The sequence below is a fragment of the Pedobacter ginsenosidimutans genome (assembly GCF_001442625.1).
Classification (GTDB): domain Bacteria; phylum Bacteroidota; class Bacteroidia; order Sphingobacteriales; family Sphingobacteriaceae; genus Pedobacter; species Pedobacter ginsenosidimutans.
On the sequence record NZ_LMZQ01000004.1, the window covers coordinates 126657 to 151367 of the forward strand.

General features: G+C 39.2%; 21 protein-coding genes. 18 read left to right on the top strand and 3 right to left on the bottom strand.

The genetic code is table 11. From position 1 onward, the window contains the following. The first annotated feature begins 93 nt into the window (after positions 1-93). The gene (locus ASU31_RS07655; protein WP_057931780.1) at positions 94-2547 is read left to right on the top strand and encodes a hypothetical protein; all 2454 of its coding nucleotides are present in this window, start codon (positions 94-96) and stop codon (positions 2545-2547) included. 305 nt (positions 2548-2852) lie between these two features. Here ASU31_RS07655 and ASU31_RS07660 read toward each other — a convergent pair whose 3' ends face one another. Beyond that, positions 2853-3899: a 3-oxoacyl-ACP synthase III family protein gene (locus ASU31_RS07660; protein WP_057931781.1), complete on the bottom strand. Its 1047-nt coding sequence runs from the start codon at positions 3897-3899 to the stop codon at positions 2853-2855. 124 nt (positions 3900-4023) lie between these two features. Between ASU31_RS07660 and ASU31_RS07665 the strand changes: the two genes are divergently transcribed. Further along, positions 4024-4305, top strand: a complete 282-nt coding sequence (locus ASU31_RS07665) for an ATP-dependent Clp protease adaptor ClpS (protein ID WP_029274160.1) — start codon at positions 4024-4026, stop codon at positions 4303-4305. A gap of 170 nt (positions 4306-4475) precedes the next feature. On the opposite strand, the gene ASU31_RS07670 is transcribed toward ASU31_RS07665, so the two are convergent. Beyond that, entirely contained in the window at positions 4476-5075 is a 600-nt protein-coding gene (locus ASU31_RS07670) for a thioredoxin family protein (protein WP_057931782.1), read from the bottom strand. A gap of 83 nt (positions 5076-5158) precedes the next feature. Further along, entirely contained in the window at positions 5159-5944 is a 786-nt protein-coding gene (gene rsmA / locus ASU31_RS07675) for a 16S rRNA (adenine(1518)-N(6)/adenine(1519)-N(6))-dimethyltransferase RsmA (protein ID WP_057931783.1), read from the bottom strand. 173 nt (positions 5945-6117) lie between these two features. Here rsmA and pdxA point away from each other — a divergent pair, with 173 nt between their 5' ends. From pdxA to ade, 16 genes are all read left to right on the top strand, one after another. After that, positions 6118-7197, top strand: coding sequence for a 4-hydroxythreonine-4-phosphate dehydrogenase PdxA (pdxA, locus tag ASU31_RS07680; RefSeq protein ID WP_057931784.1), 1080 nt, complete (start codon positions 6118-6120; stop codon positions 7195-7197). 299 nt (positions 7198-7496) lie between these two features. Beyond that, the gene (locus tag ASU31_RS07685) at positions 7497-8684 is read left to right on the top strand and encodes an MFS transporter (protein WP_057931785.1); all 1188 of its coding nucleotides are present in this window, start codon (positions 7497-7499) and stop codon (positions 8682-8684) included. 350 nt (positions 8685-9034) lie between these two features. Further along, the gene (locus tag ASU31_RS07690) at positions 9035-9871 is read left to right on the top strand and encodes a sulfurtransferase (RefSeq protein WP_057931786.1); all 837 of its coding nucleotides are present in this window, start codon (positions 9035-9037) and stop codon (positions 9869-9871) included. Between the two features lie 159 nt (positions 9872-10030). Further along, positions 10031-10561, top strand: a complete 531-nt coding sequence (locus tag ASU31_RS07695) for a YceD family protein (RefSeq protein ID WP_057931787.1) — start codon at positions 10031-10033, stop codon at positions 10559-10561. Positions 10562-10576: 15 nt separating this feature from the next. Then, the gene (gene rpmF / locus ASU31_RS07700; RefSeq protein WP_025143959.1) at positions 10577-10768 is read left to right on the top strand and encodes a 50S ribosomal protein L32; all 192 of its coding nucleotides are present in this window, start codon (positions 10577-10579) and stop codon (positions 10766-10768) included. Positions 10769-10869: 101 nt separating this feature from the next. Beyond that, positions 10870-11808 (top strand): phosphate acyltransferase PlsX, encoded by a 939-nt coding sequence (plsX, locus tag ASU31_RS07705; protein WP_057931788.1) that lies wholly within the window; start codon positions 10870-10872, stop codon positions 11806-11808. Positions 11809-11826: 18 nt separating this feature from the next. After that, positions 11827-12825, top strand: a complete 999-nt coding sequence (locus ASU31_RS07710; protein ID WP_057931789.1) for a beta-ketoacyl-ACP synthase III — start codon at positions 11827-11829, stop codon at positions 12823-12825. A 117-nt stretch (positions 12826-12942) separates the two neighbouring features. Next, the gene (gene accB, locus ASU31_RS07715; protein ID WP_029274148.1) at positions 12943-13419 is read left to right on the top strand and encodes an acetyl-CoA carboxylase biotin carboxyl carrier protein; all 477 of its coding nucleotides are present in this window, start codon (positions 12943-12945) and stop codon (positions 13417-13419) included. Between the two features lie 199 nt (positions 13420-13618). Further along, the gene (gene accC, locus ASU31_RS07720; RefSeq protein ID WP_057931790.1) at positions 13619-14959 is read left to right on the top strand and encodes an acetyl-CoA carboxylase biotin carboxylase subunit; all 1341 of its coding nucleotides are present in this window, start codon (positions 13619-13621) and stop codon (positions 14957-14959) included. Between the two features lie 170 nt (positions 14960-15129). Continuing rightward, positions 15130-16317, top strand: a complete 1188-nt coding sequence (locus ASU31_RS07725; RefSeq protein WP_057931791.1) for an LVIVD repeat-containing protein — start codon at positions 15130-15132, stop codon at positions 16315-16317. A 120-nt stretch (positions 16318-16437) separates the two neighbouring features. Next, on the top strand, positions 16438-17319 hold the full coding sequence (gene tatC / locus ASU31_RS07730; protein ID WP_057931792.1) for a twin-arginine translocase subunit TatC: 882 nt from the start codon (positions 16438-16440) through the stop codon (positions 17317-17319). A 45-nt stretch (positions 17320-17364) separates the two neighbouring features. Continuing rightward, the gene (gene rpiB / locus ASU31_RS07735; RefSeq protein WP_057931793.1) at positions 17365-17802 is read left to right on the top strand and encodes a ribose 5-phosphate isomerase B; all 438 of its coding nucleotides are present in this window, start codon (positions 17365-17367) and stop codon (positions 17800-17802) included. A gap of 27 nt (positions 17803-17829) precedes the next feature. Then, complete coding sequence (locus tag ASU31_RS07740; RefSeq protein WP_057931794.1) at positions 17830-19464, top strand: M28 family peptidase; 1635 nt, start codon at positions 17830-17832, stop codon at positions 19462-19464. Positions 19465-19618: 154 nt separating this feature from the next. Beyond that, a complete protein-coding gene (locus tag ASU31_RS07745; RefSeq protein WP_057931795.1) occupies positions 19619-21004 on the top strand; it encodes a LutB/LldF family L-lactate oxidation iron-sulfur protein in 1386 nt (461 codons plus the stop codon). A gap of 30 nt (positions 21005-21034) precedes the next feature. Then, on the top strand, positions 21035-23011 hold the full coding sequence (locus tag ASU31_RS07750) for an alpha-ketoacid dehydrogenase subunit alpha/beta (RefSeq protein ID WP_057931796.1): 1977 nt from the start codon (positions 21035-21037) through the stop codon (positions 23009-23011). A gap of 34 nt (positions 23012-23045) precedes the next feature. After that, positions 23046-24683 carry an adenine deaminase gene (gene ade, locus ASU31_RS07755; protein ID WP_057931797.1) on the top strand — a complete coding sequence of 546 codons (1638 nt, stop codon included), beginning with the start codon at positions 23046-23048 and terminating at the stop codon, positions 24681-24683. Positions 24684-24711: the final 28 nt, after the last annotated feature.

Below are 24711 nucleotides of genomic sequence, written 5' to 3' on the forward strand. Positions count from 1 at the left end.
GTCTCTCTAAATTTTTATCCCGATATTTAAACCCTAGAGACCGGAATCTCGTTTTTTACCATTTAGACACCGACCTTTTAAAACATTTTACTAATGAAGACGTTCAAAAAGTTATCGCTAATTTTTAGTGTATTTCTGATTACTTTTTTCGGCGAAATTGCCGTAAATCTTGCCTGTGGTGGCGAGATAGATCCTTACGATTATTATATCACTTATTTTCACAACAATATTGAAGGGGATGAATATTCACCGTTCGCCTACAACCAGATGGTTTACCTCAACAGCGAAACCGATATAGAAAGTGAGCCAGATATCAACAGTCGAGAATGGGCGAAATACCTCAATGTTAAAAAAGAGGATGTGCTAAAAGTAATGTACAAAACAGATAGTGCAACTGACGTAAAACTCGTTAATTTTGATGGTAACGTTTCGCAATTACCCGATAGCTTACAGCAGAATAGTTTTATCAAGGCTTTAAGCAAACGCAAAGAATCACTAAAGTATTACCAATTTGCCAAAAGCTGCGAGCCTTTAGCGAATGTTGATTTTAGTCTTTGGGATCCAAAACCCCGTGATACGACCGCCATGGGTTCAAAAGCCCAAGAAGGCCTGAAATTAACAGAAGCAGAAAAAGATGATTTTCTTAAACTGCGTTACGCTTACCAAGCTGAACGGATGTTCCATTTTGCAGGCTATCATGCAGAAAGTAAATTAACTTACGAAAAATACATTAAAACCAGTAAGGTAAACAGTGCGGTTAAGGGCTGGGCATTGGCATTGTACGCAGGGTCTACCCGTAGATTGGGGAATCCTGAAGAATCTGCCTTTTTGTTCTCGAAGGTTTTTGCAAGCAATCCGGAGCGAAGGGTACAGGCTTATAAAAACTACTACTATAACAGCACACCGGTTAATGGAGCATTAAAATATGCCAAAACCAATAACGAGAAAGCCAATATCTGGGCGATAAACGGCTTTGGAGATGCTGATTCGGGTATAGAAAGCCTGAATAAAGTTTATCAGTACGAACCAAAAAGCCAATTAAACGGCACCCTGCTGGTACGTGAAGTAAATAAATTAGAGCAAGATCTTATCGAGGCGAACGATATTGCCAAAATTGGCTATAATTATTATTTTTCGGATAACGGCAATTCTAAATATAAAGACAGTCTAAAAGCCGTAAATCTTAAACAACTGAATGAAATCAGGAATTTTGCGGTAAAACTGGCCACAGAGAAGAAATATCCGCAGCCTGAGCTAGGCACTTTAACCGCAGCTTATTTATCGTGGATGGAGAACAAAGATTTTCTGGCGACAAATTATCTTGCCATCCTAAAACCAGATAAACTGCCGGAAAGATTACGCGACCAATATCGAATCACCGATTTATTGATCAAGGCCAAAAACATCAAAAAAGGAAATCCTTTTAATGAGAACGATTTATTGCCGACCTTAAAATGGCTTGACGAAAAACGTTTTGCAGAAAACAGCGAGCAACCAAAAGGACCATATTATTATGATACAGATCGTGCCAGCAAACGCTTTAGCAGAACGACCAGGAATTTTTATCAGCAAATATTAGCTCCAGCTTATTTGAGTATGGGCGATACTGCAAAAGCGGCATTAGCAATGGTTAAAGGCGACCTGGAATACAAAACGCTAAAAGAGAACTCACTTTTCCAGAACATGAGTTATCAGAGTATTGCTTTTTGGCAGAAAAACTTAAGTCCGAAAAGTATGCAGGGCTTAGCTGTTTATAAAACCAGGGCGACAGGTAACGATGTTACTGCTTTGTTGGCCTCGGCTTTAAACCAGCTCAAAAACGATGATTTTTATGAACTTTTTGGCACAACTTATTTACGCACACATCAATATGATAATGCTGTTCAAATGTTTGCAAAGGTTTCGCCAGGTTACAAATATTTTAATCCTGATAACTGGTACGCTGACGAAGCCAACGCAAAACTATATGCCAACCCCTTCATCGAGACAATAAACGATTATCCTAAAAAATATGTAACGGCGAAAACATCAATTACCAAAAAAGCTTTTGCAGCCGAAATGCTCCGCTTGCAGAAATTAACTATCAGTGATAAAAAGAATGCTGCGCTTTATTATTATAAAATGGCTAACGCAGTTTACCAAACTGGTTACTATGGCAACAGCTGGTTTTTAATCAGCTACGATTGGTCATCCTACGACAACAGCAATCCAGCAAAATATGTATACGATGGCGATTATAAAAAAGCGCAAACGGCAAAAGCCTGGTATTTAAAAGCCAGGGCATTAAGTACCAATGCCGATTTTAAAGCAAAATGTACTTTTATGTTGGCTAAATGTTTACAAAAGCAGATTATCATGAATGCTAATCCGTTATCATTTTATTATTACGATAAAAAAGATGTGAAATGGAGAAACTTCATCAAGGCTAATTACAACAACCCTTATCTTAAAGAATTAAGGTTTAGCTATGGCAAAACGCCTTTTTATGCTGTTGCGGCAGGAGAATGCAGTTATTTAGGAGATTTTATCAGGCCTAAAACGCAATAGTCACTTTTTTCCATTAAGAAGTTAAGGTAGTTAAGAACCATGCGACAAACCTTAATGTCCTTAACTCCTTAATGGTGGAAAACATAAAACAGTGAAACTTTGCAGCACAACACTTATCTATTTTAATAGATTTCTCGGCTTCGTTTCACCCGATAGCTATCGGGTTCGCTCGAAATGACGAATTTATATTGATGAGACAATTACTTATTTTATCCTAACTTGCCTGACTATTTTACCTAAACCCTAAACCCTAAACCCTAAACCCTAAACCCTAAACCCTAAACCCTAAACCCTAAACCCTAAACCTACCACCTAATCAACGCACTGGCCCAGGTAAAGCCTGATCCGAATGCGGCGAGGCATACCAGATCGCCATCTTTAATTTTGCCTGCTTCCCAAGCTTCGCACAAGGCGATAGGAACAGAAGCTGCTGTGGTATTGCCATATTTCTGGATATTGTTAAAAACCCGATCATCACTTAGGCCCAACAACTGCTGCACATACTGGCTGATACGCAGATTTGCCTGATGTGGCACTAACATATCAATATCTTTCTCTGTTAAATTATTAGCAGCCAAAGCCTCTTTAATTACCTCTGGGAATTTTACCACTGCTTTTTTAAAAACCGATGGCCCATCCATATAAGGTAAAGCGGCACCGCTATCCAAAATTTCCTGTGTCATAAATAATCCGCCTAGCTCTTGTTCAGGATAGGCGGGTTTATCTTTCAACCATTTATTGGCATGAGAACCTGGATAATACATGGCCAGAATTTCGGCATCGGCACCATCGCTATGCAAATGTGTACTTAAAATCCCTTTCCCAGGCTCGTCTGTAGGTTGCAGTACTACAGCGCCCGCGCCATCGCCAAAAATCACCGATACATTGCGGCTACGGGTTTCAAAATCCATTGCAAACGAATGTTTTTCGCTTCCTACTACCAGCACATTTTTATACATACCTGTTTTTACAAACTGATCGGCCACAGAAAGTGCATAAACAAAGCCCGAGCACTGGTTGCGGATATCCAAAGCCCCGATTTCGCCCATGCCCATTTCGCGTTGCAATAACACGCCACAACCTGGGAAATAATAATCTGGGCTTAATGTGGCAAAAACGATAAAATCGACATCCTTAGCGGTAATCCCAGCCCTTTCGATCGCAATTTTGGCTGCTTCAATACCCATTGTAGTAGTGGTTTCCTCATTTCGATCGGCAAAACGGCGTTCTTTAATGCCGGTACGCTCCTGGATCCACGCATCATTGGTATCCATAAAACGGCTTAAATCATCGTTGGTATATATATTTTTCGGAACATAGTAACCTATTCCGGCTATTTTAGACTGGTGCATGCTATTATTTATATTTTGGTTAAACAAAGTTAATCATTTATTGCCTAAGCCATTATTATTAACAAAGGAACAAAATCTTGTTACTCGATACTAAATACTTGATACTAATGTTTATTTTTGCACCATGTCTACAGAAACCAAAGAAGAGACCTTTACGCTCGAAGAAATTTTAACTTCCCTAAAAACCGTACATCGCCTTATTTTGTGGAATGATGATATCAATACTTTCGATCATGTGATTTACTGCATGATGAAATATCTCGATTATAACGAATCGCAGGCTGAAAAAATTGCGTGGAAAGTGCATAATGACGGAAAATGCCCAGTTTTGGAAGGATCATTTACCGAAATGGAAGTTTACCGCAAAATTTTACAGCAAGAAGGATTAACTGTTTCTGTTGATTAGCATTACTTGTTTCTAGAACTACCCGCGCAATAACGTCATTTCGAGCGAACCCGATAGCTATCGGGTGCAACGAAGTCGAGAACCACGAAGTGCTCAGCGAAGCTAAATCTATTATAGATCTCTCCATTTCACTGCGTTTCAGTCGAGATGACGACTATTCTATATAAAGATTAACTCTCCAGCCCCTTCAAAAGTTCATTTAACCCGGCCTGTGTAGTCTGCGTTTTATCTTTAGCATACCAGCCATGAAGTTTTTCTGCCAAAACCGGCATTTCAGTATTTTCTTTTCTCCACTCTTTTAAAAGCTCCTGCAAAATTTGTGGTCTTGGTCCCCAGGTTCCTAAAACCTGGTCTGCTGATTCATTTAACACAATTAAAACAGGAATAGCTCTTCCGCCATTGGTTAAATGCGCATCAATTAATGGCAAATTTTTATCTCTAAGCACAAATTTCAGATCAATTTTACCTAATGATGCGGTCGCGATTTTATTGAATACCGGAACAATCTGGGCCGCATCGCCACACCAGCCTTCGGTAATCACTAAAAACTTATAATTTTCTTTAAGATGATCAATGCTTGAAGTCAACTCATCAGTTAAGCTAACTGTTTTATCCACGCGATTCATCCTTTGCACATTCATTTTAGTATAGTGCAAATCGTAAGTTACATCACCGGTAGCCTTTCCCTCTAGCAGAAGTTGATCAATCAATGCACGATAGGTTAAATAGTCAATGCCTTGTTCCTCAAAAATTTCGCGATAATTTATCATAAGATTTCCTTAAAAATACAGCGCAAAGGAAAGGAGAAATTCAATGAAAATAATCACGGATTTGCAAGAATTGCTTCGCGGATTTAAACCTCCATCAACTTACTCACATGCTGGGTTAAAGCCACAAAATCTGCAACAGTTAGCTGCTCGGCGCGTTTCTCAAAATAAATATGATCGTCCATTTTATCCTTAGGCATCACCGCAGAAACAGCATTACGCAAAGTTTTTCTCCGCTGGTTAAAACCCGCCTTAACCACCCGCCAAAATAATTTTTCATCACAGTCTAAAGTCTCCACTTCATTTCTGGTTAAACGGATGACTGCCGAGTGTACTTTTGGCGGTGGATTAAATGTACCTGGTTTAACCGTAAACAGATATTCGATTTTATAATAAGCCTGAAGAAACACACTTAAAATCCCGTACTCTTTGTTACCCGCGGGTGCTGCACAGCGTTGGGCAACTTCCTTCTGAAACATCCCAACCATTTCTACAACCTTGTTGCGGTTATCTAAAATCTTAAATAAAATCTGCGAAGATATATTGTATGGAAAATTACCAATAATGGCAAACTGACCTGGAAAAATAGCATCGAAATCGAGTTTCAGAAAATCGCCATTAATCAGGCGATCGCCAAGCTGCGGGTATTTTTCATTTAAAAAGTGGAAAGACTCAGTATCGATATCAATTAGATAAGTTTCCAAATCTTTACGCTGCAGCAAAAAATCAGATAGGATTCCCATTCCCGGCCCAACCTCTAAAACCTGATTGTATTTATCGGTATTCACCAAGGCCCCTACAATGCGGTTGGCAATGCCTTTATCAGTTAAAAAATGTTGCCCTAAATGTTTTTTCGCTTTTACTAAACTCATACCTTAAAATTAATCGAATATTTTAACCGCAAAAGGGTGCTAAGATTCGGCAATATAGACACAAAGATAGGCTTATTATTTCTTTGCGAATCAATCTCTGTTCTTTGAGGTTTCATTTTTTTTAAAGTCTTTAAACGAAAATCAGTAATTTGCGCTAAAATTTTCCAGTAATTATGAGCGATAAACTTAAAATTGGCATTAGTATAGGCGACGTAAACGGCATAGGTTTAGAGGTAATCATTAAAACATTATCCAATCCTGCCATTTTAAATTATTGCACACCAATTGTTTATGGCCATACCAAGGTTTCATCTTTTCATAGAAAAGCAAATAACCTGGGCGATTTCAGTTTTAACGTAATCAATCATGCCAATCAGGCACAGCCAAAAAAGGCAAACATGATTAATTGCTGGGAAGAGGATGTGAAAATCGAATTGGGGCAGGTAACGCCAACAGGTGGGAAATATGCACTTTTATCACTAGAGCGTGCAACAGCTGATCTGGTAAACGGCGATATAGATGCACTGGTTACGGCTCCAATCAATAAACATAACATTCAATCAGAAACTTTTGCCTTCCCCGGACATACCGAATACCTGCAGGAAAAAAGTGGCAGTAAAGATGTGCTGATGTTTTTGATCAGCGAAAATTTACGCGTGGGTGTAGTTACTGGCCACATTCCGGTGAAAGACGTTCCAACAGCAATTACTAAAGATAAAATTGTAAATAAATTAAAACTGATTAACGAAAGCCTGAAAAAAGATTTTTGGATCGAAAAACCAAAAATTGCCGTTTTAGGCTTAAACCCACATGCCAGCGATAATGGTTTATTGGGCACTGAAGAGGCTGAAATTATTACACCAGCCATTCAGGAAGCTTACGACAAAGGTATCGTTTGTTTTGGTCCATATCCTGCCGATGGCTTTTTCGGCAATGGTAGCTACAAACAGTTCGATGCCGTTTTGGCCATGTACCACGATCAGGGCTTAATTCCTTTCAAAACATTAGCTTTCCATAATGGTGTAAACTATACCGCTGGTCTAAACTTCGTCCGTACCTCTCCCGATCATGGAACAGGTTACGACATTGCAGGTAAAGATTTAGCGGATTCGACTTCATTTACCGAAGCTTTATTCTCGGCCATCCATATTGTAAAAAACCGTAGGGAACAGGAGGAGATGTTGGGCAATCAACTGCGTACAGGTGGAAAAGTGGTTGAAACGCAATTTGATATTAAAGATGATGCTTCTTAAGGTATAGAAGGGTGAGGGCGTTAAGGTTGAAGGTTTTAAGAGCAGAAAGACTAAAGTAATAATCGGTAGCTATGGCCCCCTTGCCTCCGACTTCGGACGTCTGACCTCAGACTTCCAGAAACTAAAGTGATCCATTACTTATTTGTAAAGCAATTTCTGTGTTTCATCGGTTCTGAAAGTCCTGCTATACGTTTCAATCTTTTTGTGATTATCATGCTGAGCTTGTCGAAGCACTATATCAAAAAGTATTTCCACTACTATCAGGTTTATTTTTGGTAAAATTGTGCATCAAATTCAAAATGAGCGGCACTAAAAAACCCAATTACATTCTCCCCACAATTGTTATTGCACAGTTTCTCTGTACATCGCTGTGGTTTGCTGGCAATGCGGTATTACCCGATATTGTTAAAAGCTTCCCAACTGAAACAAATCTACTGGCCAACCTCACCAGCATGGTACAGTTTGGTTTCATCAGCGGAACATTAGTTTTCGCTTTCTTTGCTATTTCCGATATTTTTTCACCCTCGAAAGTGTTCTTTATCTGTGGAATTGCAGCTGCGTTGTTTAACCTCGGCATCTGTTTAGAACTAGCCGATGTTCATTTACTGCTGCTTTTTCGCTTTTTAACTGGTTTTATGTTGGCTGGAATTTACCCTGTCGGCATGAAAATAGCATCCGATTACTTTAAAGACGGGCTAGGAAAATCGTTAGGTTTTTTAGTTGGTGCTTTGGTTTTGGGTACTGCTTTCCCTCATTTATTAAAAACATTTACTGCAAATTTTCCCTGGCAGTATGTAATCTTCGCTACTTCGGGTTTATCTCTAATTGGTGCAATTGCTATTTTATGGTTTGTACCAAATGGCCCATTTAGAACTGCCGGACAAAAATTCGATTTTCGATCTTGTTTTAATGGCTTTAAAAATCATCATTTTCGATCTGCTGCTTTCGGCTATTTCGGGCATATGTGGGAGCTTTATACCTTCTGGGCTTTTTTACCAGGTATGCTATTGCTTTATAACACCAAACATGCACATGCAACTCTAAATATCCCGCTGTTTTCTTTCTTAATTATCGCTTCAGGAGGTCTATCCTGCATGATCGGCGGTTTGCTCTCACAAAAATTCGGCGCAAAACGGATTGCCACTATTGCGCTGTCCATTTCTGGATCATGTTGCCTGCTCTCCCCAATTTTCCTATTCAGCGGCTCAGTATATCCTTTTCTTATATTTTTATTTTGCTGGGGCTTGTCCGGCACAGCCGATTCACCCTTGTTTTCTTCTTTAATTGCCAAACATGCACCAGAAAGCCTGAGAGGAACTTCGTTAACACTGGTAAACTGTATCGGCTTTGCCATTACGATTATTAGCATTCAGGTGATTAATCTTTTGGCTAAAGAAATGAATTCCCATTATCTTTATATGGTTTTGGCTGTTGGACCGGTTTTGGGATTATGGGCGCTATTAACTGGAATAAAGCGCAGTCGCTAAGCATATGGTCGGCTATACTTTATCAAGGAGTGCATGACAAATTGCTTAAACGGTCTTCATCCTGTCCCAAACTTCGGGATCAGCATCTTTCTTGTAATAAAAGATGAGGCTGTCTCATAAAGATAATTTCACCTCAGATTTTGTCACATTGAGCTTCCCGAAGAATCGGGACAAGTAGTCGAAATGCTCTTATAGTTATTTAAGCAGGTCCTTCGACAGGCTCAGGATGACAATTCTATATTTATGATACAACCTCATGACGCGTTGACTTTGATATGTGAAATTTGTCGTGCACCCTTTATCAAGTCTTAATTTCAAATTTATTTATCTTTGGATTCAAGAACTAAAAGATGAAATTATCACCTATCATAAAACCAGCAGAATTAACCTGGTTAAATCAAGACGAGGAGATCGTAATTATCGATGCCAGCGCTGGTTCGAAAACCAGATACGATGAACAACATTTGGCAGGCGCACTTTTTGCAGATGTAAATAACGATTTAGCTAATATTGGCGATTTTGCTATTGGCGGAAGGCATCCTTTACCAACATTCGACCAGTTTTCTGCCGTTTTACAGCGGCTTGGTATCACAAAAGACAGTCATGTAATTATTTATGATGATAAAAACGGCGGCAACGCAGCTGCGAGGCTCTGGTGGATGCTAAAAGCAATTGGTCATGAAAAAGTACAGGTAATTGATGGAGGCTTTCAGGCGGCCGTTAAAGCAGGTTTCCCGACAACAGATAAAGTCGAAATCCCGAAATCTGTAGAAAAATACGAAATCACAGCATGGAACTTACCCTTATCAGATATTAATGAAGTAGAAAAAGTCGCCAAAACCGACGATTACATTGTGATTGACGTGCGCGATGCCAACCGTTTTGCAGGCCTTACCGAACCTATCGATTTAATTGCAGGGCACATTCCTGGTGCGGCCAATATTCCATATACCGAAAATTTAGATGCTGATGGTGCTTTCCTGGCCCCTGAAATATTGAAAGAAAAATATGCTGAAGCTTTGGCCCACGTTAAACCCGAGAATGTAATTGTACACTGTGGCTCAGGCATTACCGCCTGCCATACGCTTTTGGCTATGGATTATGCAGGTTTACCCATCCCTAAGCTTTATGTTGGTTCCTGGAGCGAATGGAGCAGGAATAACAAAGAAATGGTATTGGCAGACTAGCCTTCTTACAGACCTTACAGGTTTCAGAAACCTGTAAGGTCTTTCAGTATTTCAATTAACATTCTGAAAACCTGTCCGATTAACATCAACAATTTTTAAAAAACATTTTTAATCTAATTATTTTATCCCTACATTTGCAGGCTAAAATTTTACAGTACTTTGAACCCACTAAAACAATTTTCATTACCGTTTACCGGATTAAAATTGGGAACTCATCAGTTTGATTATGAGCTTGATGACCGCTTTTTTAATGCATTTGAGTATTCGTTAATTAAAAGCGGAAATTTAAAAGTAGATCTGGAACTTGAGAAACAAGAGACCATGTTGCTTCTAAAATTCAAAGTTATTGGTACAGTTAATTTAGATTGCGATAAATGTTTATCTGAGTTTTCGTTACCTGTAAATCTTTATGAAAGGCAGATTGTAAAGTTTGCTGAAGATGAACTGGAGAGCGATGATGAAGAAATTATTTCGCTAAGCCGTAAAGATACCGAGATTGATATATCTGGTCCTTTATACGAAATGATTAACGTAGCGGTACCTTATATCAAAAACTGCGAACAGGCAGGTAAAGATTGCGATCAGGAGATGATTGACCGCTTAAATCAATTATCGATCGAAAAGCAGGCTGAAGAAAATGAACAAACAAGCGACCCACGTTGGGAAGCCCTTAATAAGTTAAAAAAATAATTAGATTATACACCAATGGCACATCCAAAACGGAAAATCTCGAAACAGAGAAAAAATAAAAGAAGAACACACTATAAAGCTGTTACTCCTTCTTTAGCAACATGCTCGGCAACAGGTGCTATTCACGTACCTCACCGTGCTTACAACGTTGATGGTAACTTATACTACAACGGCAAACTGGTTATCGAAAATACTCAGATAGGGTAATTTTCTTAAAAAATTGTTTGTGTTTTCAGCGGCTTTAGTCATACCTTAGTCAACTGAAAAATTCAGGATTACACCTGACATAACACAAACAGATTTTTTCTATGAAAATAGGCCTCGACATAATGGGCGGAGACTATGCTCCCAAAGCAATTGTTTTGGGAGCAATAGCTGCTCATCAATCGCTTAACGCTGGAGAGCATTTAGTTCTTATTGGCGATACCGAACAGATTAAACCCATTCTTGCAGAAGAAGGTTTTAATCCAGATCATTTTGAATACGTTCATACTGATGAAGTAATTGGTATGGGCGAACATCCCACCAAAGCAATCGTTCAGAAACCAAATTCGAGCATAGCAGTTGGTTTTAACCTTTTAAAAGAAGGCAAAATCGATTCTTTCGCAAGTGCTGGTAACTCTGGTGCTATGCTGGTTGGCGCAGTTTTTAGCGTTAAAACCATTCCGGGCATTATCCGCCCTTGTTTATGTACAATTCTTCCAAAAATTAAAGGCGGCACGGGCTTACTGTTAGATGTAGGTGCCAATGCAGACTGCAAACCCGATATTTTATTACAATTTGGTGTTTTAGGCAGTTTATATGCAGAAAATCTTTTGCAGATAAATGATCCGAAAGTTGCCCTGATAAATATTGGTGAAGAAGATGAGAAAGGAAATATGCTAAGCATGGCTACTTTCCCGTTAATGAAAGAAACCAGCCTCTTCAACTTTGTTGGCAATGTGGAAGGAAGAGATTTATTTAACGATAAAGCCGATGTAATTGTGTGTGATGGTTTTACTGGAAATGTGATGCTAAAATTAGCAGAATCGTTTTACGTGCTTACCATCAAAAAGGGACTTAAAGATGAGTTCTTCGATCGTTTTAATTATGAACAATACGGTGGAAGTCCGGTTCTAGGTGTTAACGCTCCCGTTGTTATCGGACATGGAATTTCAAGTCCGCTAGCTGTTAAAAATATGGTTCTACAATCCAGAGAAATGATCACTACAGGATTGGTAGAAAAAATTAGAATGGCATTTAAATAATTTATTAAAATTCTTAAAATGAGTAAAATTCACGCTGCTATTACAGCAGTAAATGGTTACGTTCCCGACTATGTGCTTACAAACGCAGAGTTAGAAACCATTGTTGACACTTCGGATGAATGGATTACCAGCAGAACGGGAATTAAAGAACGTAGAATTTTAAAGGGAGAAGGTTTAGGTACTTCTGATATGGCTGTTCATGCCGTAAACGGTTTACTTAAAAAGAGGGGAATTGATGCAAAAGAAATTGAACTGATTATCTTTTGCACCACTACTCCGGATTTTACTTTCCCTGCAACAGCAAACGTTTTAGCTGATAAAATCGGTGCTACAAATGCCTGGGGTTACGATTTACAGGCCGCTTGCTCTGGCTTTATTTTCGGACTTTCTACAGGTGCATCATTCATAGAATCAGGAAGACACAAAAAAGTTTTAGTTGTTGGCGGCGATAAAATGTCATCAATTATCAACTACGAAGACCGTACAACCTGTATCATTTTTGGTGATGGTTGCGGTTGTGCTTTATTAGAGCCAAATGAAGAAGGTTTTGGTATTCAGGACTCTATCCTGAGAACAGATGGTTCTGGAAGAGATTTCCTGGGCATGAAAGCAGGTGGTTCGGTTATGCCGGCAACACACGAAACTGTTGACGCAAGATTACATTTTGCACACCAGGAAGGTCCAACAGTATTTAAATTTGCCGTAACCAATATGGCCGACGTTGCTGCCGAAATTATGGAACGCAACAGCTTAACTGCTGATGATGTTGCATGGTTAGTACCTCACCAGGCCAACAAACGCATTATCGATGCCACTGCAAACCGCATGGGCGTTACTACCGATAAAGTAATGATTAACATTGAACGTTACGGAAATACAACCAACGGAACAATTCCTTTATGTTTATGGGAATGGGAAAGCAGGTTGAAAAAAGGCGATAACATTGTTTTAGCTGCATTCGGTGGTGGTTTTACATGGGGTTCGGTATACCTTAAATGGGCTTACGACACTAACTAGTCAGAAGTCTTTAGTCTGGAGTCGTATTAATGGCCTTCAGCAATAAAAAAATAAAACAAAAAAAGTATAACTTAGTTAATTCAATAAACACTATTTTTTACATAACTAGCCTAAAAAATGGATATCAAACAAATACAGGAACTGATTAAATTTGTTTCTCGTTCTGGAGTAAATGAAGTTGCTATTGAGCAGGAAAACTTCAAAATCACGATCAAAACAAACCAAGCACCAACAGTTGTGCATGCTACAGTACCACAGGCTCCGCTTGTACAGGCTGCTGCCCCTGTTGCTACAGCTCCTACTGCTCCAAATGCAGCAACACCTGCTGTACCCGCTGCAGAAGACACCTCAAAATACATTACTATTAAATCGCCAATGATCGGTACGTTCTACCGTTCAGCTAGTCCAGACAAGCCAATGTTTGTTAATGTTGGCGACGAAATTAGCACTGGTAAAGTGGTTTGTATTATCGAGGCAATGAAACTTTTCAACGAGATTGAAAGCGAAGTTTCTGGCCGTATCGTTAAAATCTTGGTTGATAATGCATCACCAGTAGAATACGATCAACCGTTATTTTTAGTAGAACCTATTTAGTAAACTACGTAACGTTTATTCCTCGGTTCTGTGTCCTCACGAACCGAAAACAGTAAATTGTTATTTTCAGTATTGTATTATACAAACTGAATAAAATATAAATGGTTCGTGGCGACACGAACCATGGCATTTAATTTAAAATTTGAATATATCGGCTTGTAGTTCACAGATAATCGATGTAATCATCAATTAAAAAATTATGTTTAAAAAAATACTAATTGCCAACAGGGGTGAAATCGCTTTGCGTATTATCCGTACCTGTAAGGAAATGGGCATCAAAACGGTTGCTGTTTATTCTACCGCAGATCGCGAAAGTTTACACGTACGTTTTGCTGATGAGGCTGTTTGTATTGGTCCCCCTCCTAGTAAAGATTCTTATTTAAATATTCCAAATATTATCTCGGCTGCAGAATTAACCAATGCCGATGCCATACACCCAGGTTATGGTTTCTTATCAGAAAATGCTAAGTTTTCTAACATCTGCCGCGAGTACAACATCAAATTTATTGGTGCAACCCCAGAGCAGATCAATGGCATGGGCGATAAAGCCTCTGCAAAAGAAACCATGAAAATTGCCGGTGTACCAACCATTCCAGGATCTGAAGGTTTGCTTACCAGCGTTAAAGAAGGTATTGCGATTGCGAATGAAATGGGCTACCCTGTTATCTTAAAAGCAACTGCCGGTGGTGGTGGCCGTGGTATGCGTGTAGTTTGGAAAGACGAAGATTTTGAAAATGCATGGGATAGTGCCCGTCAGGAATCTGGTGCAGCCTTTGGTAACGATGGTTTATATTTAGAAAAATATATCGAAGACCCACGCCACATCGAAATCCAGATTATCGGAGATCAGTTTGGCAAAGCCTGTCACTTATCAGAACGCGATTGTTCAATCCAACGCCGTCACCAGAAATTGGTAGAGGAATCTCCTTCTCCTTTTATGACAGATGAACTTCGTGTAAGAATGGGCGAAGCAGCTATTAAAGGTGCAATGGCCGTAAATTACGAAGGTGCTGGTACAATCGAATTCCTGGTTGATAAACACCGTAACTTCTACTTTATGGAAATGAACACCCGTATCCAGGTAGAGCATCCGGTTACGGAAGAAGTAATCAACTTCGATTTAATTAAAGAACAGATTAAAGTTGCTGCCGGAATTCCGATTTCGGGTAAAAACTACTTCCCTGATATGCACGCAATCGAGTGCCGTATCAATGCAGAAGATCCAGCAAATAACTTCCGTCCGTCACCAGGAAAAATCACTAATTTCCACTCTCCAGGTGGCCATGGTGTTCGCGTTGATACACACGTTTATGCAGGATATTCAATTCCTTCTAACTACGATTCGATGATTGCAAAATTAATCTGTGTGGCACAAACACGCGAAGAGGCAATCTGTACCATGGAGCGGGCTTTAGGTGAATTTGTAATTGAAGGTGTAAAAACAACCATTCCTTTCCATCTGCAGTTAATGAAAGATCCGAACTTTAGAGCAGGAAATTTCACTACGAAATTTATGGAAACGTTTGAGTTTTCAGAATAATAAAGTATTTCTATACTTAATAATACAAGAAGGCTATTCAAATAATTTGGATAGCCTTTTTTATTGTTTTAGATTTCAGTTACAGTGAGATAAGTACCTGATAATTAATATTTACCGAACAGTGTAGCGTTTAATTAACCGCATACGTTTATTATTAAAACACTCTAATTATGAAAAAAAATCTAATTAACGTACTGCTCTTCCTACTTGTTTTCGCTGTATTTACAGGATGCAAAAAAGACGAGTATGAAATGATAAAGATTGTAAAAATGATTTCTGTTCAGCAAATGAGGGCTTTACCTGTAGGTATGACAAAAGCTACTCCTGCCAAAAAAACCGGAAAAATATACATTTACAACAATTATCTTTTCATTAATGAACCAAATGAAGGTATTCATATCTACAACAATGCTAATCCGGGTGCTCCCGTAAACATGGGTTTTCTACAAATTCCAGGTAATGTAGATTTAGCGATCCACAACAATATTCTTTACGCCGACAATTTTATTGACTTGCTGGCTTTTGATATCTCAAATATGAACAACATCAAACAGGTAAAAAGAGTAACCGATGTTTTCAATCAGTTCTATTTGCCAGGTGCGCAAAAGTATCTTTACACCTATAAAGATACGCTGGTAAAGAAACAGACTTATAAAGGGGTAATTAATGATCTCGCTTATTCGAACAACTCTTCTTCTGGGCAAGGTGGCTCGATGGCCAGATTTACCTTAATGAATGACTATTTATATGCTGTTGGTATAAATAATTTAAGTCTGTTTGATGTTAAGACCGCATCGAACCCAACTTTTTTAAAGGCTATTAGTTTAGGTTGGGGTGTCGAAACCATCTTCCCATATGAGAATAAATTATTTATAGGTACCAATAGCGGTATGCACATTTTTAGTACTACCGATCCGGCTAATCCCGTAAAACTATCTACTTACAGCCATATTTTTGCCTGCGACCCTGTTGTTGTACAGGGCAAATACGCTTACGTTACCTTACGCACAGGAAATATGTGCAGGCAAGCAACTAATCAATTGGAAGTTGTAGATATAGAAGATCCCACCAAGCCGAAACAGATTGCAGTTTATCCTATGCAAAACCCACACGGCCTAAGCACCAGTGGTAATAATTTGTTTCTTTGCGAAGGAAATTATGGAATAAAGAGCTTCAATATTACCGATAAAACCAAAATAGGCGATAACATGTTGCAGCATTTGAATAACATCAAAAGCTTTGATGTTATTGCTGGTCCTAAATCTTTAATCGTTACCGGAGAAGATGGTGTATATCAATTTAATTACAACAACGCCGCAAATTTAAAGCAACTGAGTATAATTAAAGGGCAACGTTAAAAACTACTGTTATAGCTTTTTTCTATTTTTGCAGTCATTTCTCATAATAATATAAACTATTTCTATATTTAACACGTAAATACCATTCTATTCAAATAGAATGGTATTTTTGTTTTCAACATGAGCGACACTAAAAAAACTTCACTTACAAAAGCTATCGGACAAAAGAGCACCACATTAGAGGCAGAAATGTCTTTTTTTGATCACCTGGATGTTCTCCGTAAACATTTAATCAGGGCCGTAATCGCCATTGCCGTTTTTACCGGTATTGCTTTTTACTTTAACGAATTCATTTTAGATAAAATCATATTTGGCCCAAAAAAGCCCGATTTCTGGACTTACAGGATGATGTGTAAACTGGTAGAAAAATTTCCTTCACTTGGTGCAGATATGTGTATCACCAAGATTAATGGAGAGATTATTAACACCGAAATGGCCGGCCAATTTAACCTGCAATTAAATGTTTGCGTAATGTGCGGTATTGTGGTTGGTTTCCCGTATTTATTGTGGGAAATATGGCGTTTTATTAAACCGGCATTACACGAAAATGAGCGAAAATCGGCAAGTGGCTTCGTGTTCTTCGCTTCGGTACTTTTCATCATTGGTATCTTTTTTGGCTACTTTGTGGTATGCCCATTATCGGTTAACTTTTTAACAGGTTATACGGTCAGTGCCGAAATCAAAAATACATTCACAGTTGATTCGTATCTATCATCTGTAGCAACTTTAACTTTAGGCACGGGAATTATCTTCGAACTTCCGGTTATCATTTTCGTCCTGTCGAAACTTGGGTTGATGACACCAAAACTGATGAGATCGAGCAGAAGGTATGCCGCGGTTATTATCTTAATCATTGCAGCTATTGTTACCCCAACACCTGATATTATGACGATGTTAATTGTAGCTACGCCATTGTTCTTGCTTTATGAGCTGAGTATTTTTGTTTCGGCCTATATAGAAAAAAAGAAGAAAAAGGCTGATGCTGCTTTCTACGCTAACTAACAAAAACATTACGAATAGATTTTATAATTCTCTATAAATTTGACAATGTCTGATACAAAAATTAAAATTGCTATTGGAGCGGATCACGCTGGGTTTGAATACAAAGAAATCTTAAAAGATTTTTTACAGGATTACGAAGTAAAAGATTTTGGTACTTACTCAGAAAACTCTGTTGATTATCCAGATTTCGCCCATCCAGTTGCTGCTGCTGTAGAAAATGGAGAATTTACCTACGGGATTTTACTTTGTGGATCGGCAAACGGTGTAGCCATCACCGCGAACAAACATCAGCACATCAGAGCAGGTTTATGTTGGGAGAATGAAGTTGCTTCTTTAGTCCGCAAGCACAACAACGCAAACGTTTTGTGTATACCTGCCAGATTTGTTTCGGAAGAGCTGGCTAAAGAGATTACCACAACCTTTTTAACAACTGAATTTGAGGGCGGGCGTCACCAGAACAGGGTTGAAAAGATTTCGTGCTAACAAGAAACTTAACTAACTATTATCATAATGAACAAAAAGTTTTTAACCCTTGGGCTGGTATCGCTTGTTACCGCAAGTTGCTTTAGCCAGATAAAGCCCCTTATACCGAATAAGGATGCGATAAAATTCAGCAAGACCATTAACCCTGAAAATGCCTACAAACACCTCTCTGTATTGGCTTCTGATGAATACGAAGGCCGCGAAACAGGAACGAAAGGCGCTTGGATGGCTGCTGATTATATCCGCGATTATTTCAAATCTTTAGGTTTAAAAGCTCCTGTAAATGGCAGCTATTTCCAAAAAATCGATTTGGTTAACGTTACCTTAAAAGAAAGCCATTTAACGGTTAACGGTCAGCCTAAAGAATACCAAAAAGATTATACTGTATTAGCTAGCTTAATCAGCGATCAAGGTTTTACTTTTTCAGCCAACGAACTTGTATTTATTGGTTACGGTTTAAAGAAAGACAACTATAATGATTTTACAGGTACCGACATTAAAGGAAAAGTGGTTATCATGTTCAATGGTGGCGACCCAACCGTAAAACCAGGTACAAAAATTGATAGGGCTGCTTACCGTGCTACACTTGAAGCAAGAGCTAAGTATTTTACAGAAAATAACGTGAAAGCCATTATTCTGATCGACCCAGCGGTTGATAGAATAACTGAAAGCTCTAAAGAAAGTGCTAAAAAAGGAAGAGTGGTGGTGAAAACCAATGCCGCTATCGAAGCTCAAAAGCAAAACGATATTCCGCGCATCTCAATATCTGTCGCTTTGGCAAACGAGCTGTTAAAGGCCTCGAACACTACAGTAGCTGATCTGCAAAAGAAAATAGTAGATAGTCAGGCTCCTGCCTCGCAAATATTAAATGTGCCTTTTTCTGCAAGCGCTGCAAAAACAGAAACACCAGTTAGATGTGAGAACGTTCTGGGTTATTTAGAAGGTTCTGATCCGGTACTTAAAAAAGAAGTATTGATCCTTACAGGTCACTATGACCATATTGGGTTGGAAACAGATCCAAATGCAAAAGACAAAGTAAACAACGGAGCGGATGATGACGGATCGGGAACTACGGGCGTTTTATTAATGGCAAAAGCATTTACAGATGCTAAAAAAGCCGGAAAGGGCTCTAAACGCAGCATCCTTTTCATGACTGTTGTTGGTGAAGAAAAAGGACTTTGGGGTTCTGAATGGTACTCCGAGCATCCTGTTTTCCCTGTCGAAAATACCATTGCTGATTTAAATACCGATATGATTGGCCGTACTGGCGAAGAATATCTAGGTAAGCCAGATTCGGCAAATTACATTTATTCTGTAGGTTCAAGAATGTTGAGTAGCGATTTGGCTAACTTAAGCGAGCAGGTTAATGCAACCTATACCAAAATGAAACTAGATTATAAATACGATGATCCAAAAGATCCTGAGCAAATTTATTACCGTTCAGATCATTATAACTTCGCAAAGTTAGGCATTCCAATCATCTTCTATTATGATGGCATGTTGCAACAAGATTACCACAAACCTGGTGACGAAGTAAGTAAAATCAACTTCCCACTTTTGGCCAAAAGAGCAAAACTAACCTACTTTACCGCATGGGAATTGGCCAACAGAGCAAAACGCCCGGCAGTAGATATGGACGGAAAAGGAAATCCAAAGAAATAATAGTTCAAAATACTTAGCCTCGACAAAATGTCGAGGCTTTTTTATGCACAATAGCTTTTCGCGCCTGCATAAATTCCTATCTTTGATGTTATAACGAAATAGCTAAAAACTAAAATCAGTTAATATTCGTTACCCTATTACAAAATAACTATTGATGAATATTGCCGAGGAATTTTTAGAGAAATCTGACGAGAAAGCTTTCGATCTGCCGCATCGTAAAACCATAAATTATAATATTGGGAAATACAATGCAGCCGTTGAACGGGGCTTATCAAAATTCGAAAATTTAGAGGCATCCAAAAAAAAGGCACACGTAATTAAATGGCGCGTGATGGAAAACCTTGATAAGTTCTTACCAGAGTTCGAATCAAATTTCCAACGTCGTGGCGGCAAAGTAATCTGGGCCAATGATGCCGAAGAAGCCCAACAGGAAATCCTCAGCATCATCAAAAGAAACAACGGCAAAACGGTTATCAAATCAAAATCGATGACTACCGAGGAAATCCACTTAAACGATTTTCTGGAAAAGAACAACATCGAATCTTTAGAAAGTGATCTGGGCGAGTATATTGTTCAATTACTTGGTCAGGCTCCATATCATATTGTTACCCCAGCTATGCACCTAAGTGCAACAGACATCGCGCAGTTATTTCACGATAAATTTGGCACACCTATCGATGCTACTCCTCCACAGCTGGTACAAAAAGCAAGAGAATTACTCCGCGATAAATACCTGAATGCCGATATCGGCATAAGTGGTGGAAATTTTTTAATTGCCGATACAGGAAGTATTGCCTTAACGGAGAATGAAGGTAATGCACGTTTAAGCACAACTTTTCCTAAAATCCATATTGCTATAGTAGGAATCGAAAAGGTAATTCCCTCTATGGCTGATCTTGATCTGTTCTGGCCTTTACTGGCATCGCACGGAACTGGACAAAACTTAACGGTTTATAATACCATTTTAAGTGGTCCACGTCAACCCAATGAAACAGATGGGCCAGAGGAAATGTATGTGATTTTGCTGGACAATGGCCGCACCAATTTATTGGCACAAAAAGACCAGCGACAGGGTTTGTACTGCATCCGTTGTGGTGCGTGTTTAAATGCTTGTCCGGTTTATAAAAATATCGGCGGCCATACTTATAATACAACCTACAGTGGCCCAATCGGCTCAGTAATTACACCTCATTTAAAGGGTATGGAAGAGTTTAAACACTTAAGCTATGCTTCTAGTCTTTGCGGTAAATGTTCTGAGGTATGTCCTGTAAAAATCGACATCCATAAAATGCTCCTGCTTAACCGCAGAGATGCCGCCGCCGGGCATGAAAACGGCAAAAAAGAGGAAATTGGCTGGAGCATGTTCAGCAGAATGATGCAAAAACGCAAATGGATGGATTTCTTTGGCGGGAAGTTTAAAAACTTTATGCTCAAAAGATTTTTCAAAAAAAGCTGGGGCAAATACCGGGAGATGCCTAAGGTTGCCGATAAATCTTTTGCTAAACAGTGGGAAGAACTGAAGAAAAATAAGGAATCTTAAATCAGAACTCATTAGTCAAAATAACCAGATATGCAATTTAACAGAGGTGATAAAGACGACAAGTTCTTACTGAACTTATACAGAAGATTGCTTTACCCTCGGATGGTTGAAGACAAAATGCTCAAGCTGTTGCGTCAAGGTAGAATTGGCAAATGGTTTTCGGGCATTGGCCAGGAAGCGATAGCTGTTGGCAGCACCTTAGCCATGCAAAATGATGAGTACATCTTACCTATGCACCGTAATTTGGGTGTTTTTACCTCTCGCGATATTCCTTTAAAAAAATTAATGGCCCAATGGCAAGGCAAAATTACCGGCTTCACCAAAGGCCGCGACCGCTCTTTCCATTTCGGCACACAAGAATATAAAATAATTGGGATGATATCCCACTTGGGGCCTCAAATGGCTTTAGCAGATGGTATTGCGCTGGCCGATGTTTTGGCCAATAAACAGCACGCCACATTAGTTTACACAGGAGAAGGGGCAACCAGTGAAGGCGATTTCCACGAAGCAGTAAATGTTGCCGCAGTTTGGAACCTTCCTGTTATTTTTTTAATCGAAAATAACGGATATGGCCTTTCTACTCCAAAGTCAGAGCAGTTCAGGTGCAAAAACCTGGTTGATAAGGCTATTGGTTATGGTGTAGAAGGCATTCAGATAGATGGAAATAATATTCTGGAGGTTTATAATACCATTAACCAGCTGGCCATGGAAATCCGAAAAGATCCAAGACCGGTTTTGGTAGAGTGCCTAACTTTTAGGATGCGTGGACATGAAGAAGCATCTGGCACTAAATATGTTCCGCAAGAACTGTTTGATGAATGGGAAAAGAAAGATCCGTTAAATAATTACGAAGCGTATTTAATTGAACAGAGTGTTTTAACCTCAGATTCAATTGTCGACATTAAAATCCAGGTTAAAAGAGACATTGAGTTGGAAGTTGAAGAAGCTTTTAACGAGGCTGAGCCTATCGCTAATGCCGATCAGGAAGAGACCGATATGTATTTTCCTTATCAGCAAGAAGTTGTCCGACCTAGTCAAACTTCCACAGAAAAAAGGTATTTAGATGCAATAACCGATGGATTAGACTTGGCCATGCAAAAGTATCCTAACCTGGTTTTAATGGGTCAAGACATTGCCGATTATGGTGGCGCTTTTAAAATTACAGATGGTTTTACTACTAAATATGGCAAAGGCAGAGTCCGCAACACCCCTATTTGCGAATCGGCCATTGTAGGGGCAGGTTTAGGCCTATCCATAAATGGTTATAAAGCTGTTGTGGAAATGCAATTTGCAGATTTTGTAACCGTCGGCTTTAATCAGATCGTGAATAATCTGGCAAAAACACATTACCGTTGGGGCGAAAAAGCCGATGTGGTAGTGCGCATGCCCACAGGTGCCGGAACAGGCGCAGGGCCATTCCACTCACAAAGCAACGAAGCCTGGTTTACCAAAACACCGGGTTTAAAAATTGTTTATCCCGCTTTCCCTGAAGATGCAAAAGGCTTGTTATTGGCGGCCATTGAAGATCCAAACCCAGTACTTTATTTCGAGCATAAATACCTTTACCGAAGTTTAAGCACCTCTGTTCCTGATGGCTATTATACTACAGAGATCGGCAAAGCAATTAGGCTTGCAGAAGGAAGTAAATTCGCAATCATTACCTACGGACTAGGCGTTCACTGGGCTTTAGACTACCTGCAGCAATATCCAGAAAGCGATGCCACCTTAATTGATCTGCGCACATTGCAGCCCTGGGATAAAGAAGCTGTAAGGGCAGCTGTTAAAGCAACCGGAAGGGTTTTAGTTTTGCATGAGGATACCTTAACCAATGGCTTTGGTGCCGAAATCTCCGCCTGGATTGGAGAGCACTGCTTCTCCTATCTGGATGCACCTGTAATGCGTTGCGCAAGCTTAGATACGGCAATTCCAATGAGCAAAGTATTGGAAGAAGATTTTTTAGCTAAAGCAAGATTGGCAGAAACGATTGATAAATTATTGAAATATTGAGAGCAGTTCAGAACATTAAAAAACAAAAAAATACATGGGCAATTTCAAAGTCGAAGGGAATATCATCAACATCACCAAGCGGAATATTTTCTTTGGCGAAGTAGCCGTTGAGGATGGAAAAATAAAATCAATCTCTAAAATCTCTGAACAGAAAGAAGGTGCTCATTTTATCTCACCAGGTTTTATAGATAGCCATGTGCACATCGAAAGCAGTATGCTAATTCCAAGTGAATTTGCACGATTGGCGGTTGTTCATGGAACCGTTTCTACGATTAGCGATCCACATGAAATTGCCAACGTTTGTGGAATGGAAGGTGTAGAATTTATGATTGAAAATGGCAATACCGTGCCTTTTAAATTTAATTTTGGTGCTCCAAGCTGTGTTCCAGCTACCATTTTTGAGACGGCTGGAGCTGAATTGGATCATGATGATGTAAAATCACTTTTAGCGCGTCCTGAAATAAAATATCTGAGCGAAATGATGAATTTCCCAGGCGTACTTTATAAAGATGAAGAAGTTTTAAAAAAGATTGCGGCGGCGCACCAGTTGGGTAAACCAGTTGATGGACATGCCCCGGGCTTACGTGGCGATGCTGTTCAACAATACATCAATGCCGGAATTTCTACCGATCACGAGTGTTTTACTGCAGATGAAGCGCTGGATAAATTACAGCGTGGTATGAAAATCCTCATCCGCGAAGGAAGCGCAGCCAAAAATTTTGAGGCGCTGATCGATCTATTGAACGATTGGCCAGAAATGATGATGTTCTGCAGCGACGATAAACATCCTGATAGTTTAGTCGAAAACCATATTAATCAGCTTTGTGCACGAGCAGTAAAAAAGGGAATTGATATTTTTAATGTGTTGCAGGCAGCCTGCATCAACCCTATTCTTCACTATAAATTAGATGTTGGCTCACTTCAGATCAATGATGATGCTGATTTTATCGTGCTTGAAGATTTAAAAACATTCACGGTTAAACAAACCTACATTGACGGGTTATTGCTTGCCGAAAATGGAAAAATAGTGGGCAACTGGGTAAAACATGTCGAAGATCGCGAATCGGTAAACCATTTCGATTGCAGTTTTAAAAAGGAAGAAGATTTTATTTATCCATTCACCGGACAAAAAGAAATTCCTGTTAGTGAAGCATTAGATGGGCAATTGATTACCAACAGGATATCTGCCAAACCAAAAGTTTTAAATCAAAATATCATTAGTGATCTGGAAAACGATGTTTTGAAAATGGTAGTCGTGAACCGTTACCATGATGCGCCTATTGCAATATCCTTCGTAAAAAACTTTGGCTTAAAAGAAGGCGCCATTGCCTCAAGCGTTGCCCATGACAGCCATAACATTATTGCAGTTGGTGTAGATGACAAAAGCATCTGCGAAGCAGTAAATTTGGTAATTATGGCCACTGGTGGCATAGTAGCTTTAGGCAATGAAAAAAAAGAAGTTTTAGCTCTACCGGTAGCCGGCTTAATGAGCAACCATAACGGTTATCAAGTTGCCCAAAGTTATACCTCCATAGATCGATTTGCGAAAGATTTAGGTTCTACTTTGCTTGCTCCATTTATGACGCTTTCTTTTATGGCTTTATTGGTAATTCCACACTTAAAACTAAGCGACAAAGGTTTATTTGATGGGGATGAATTTAAGTTTGTATAGATAAATTATTGAAAATCGTCATCTCGAC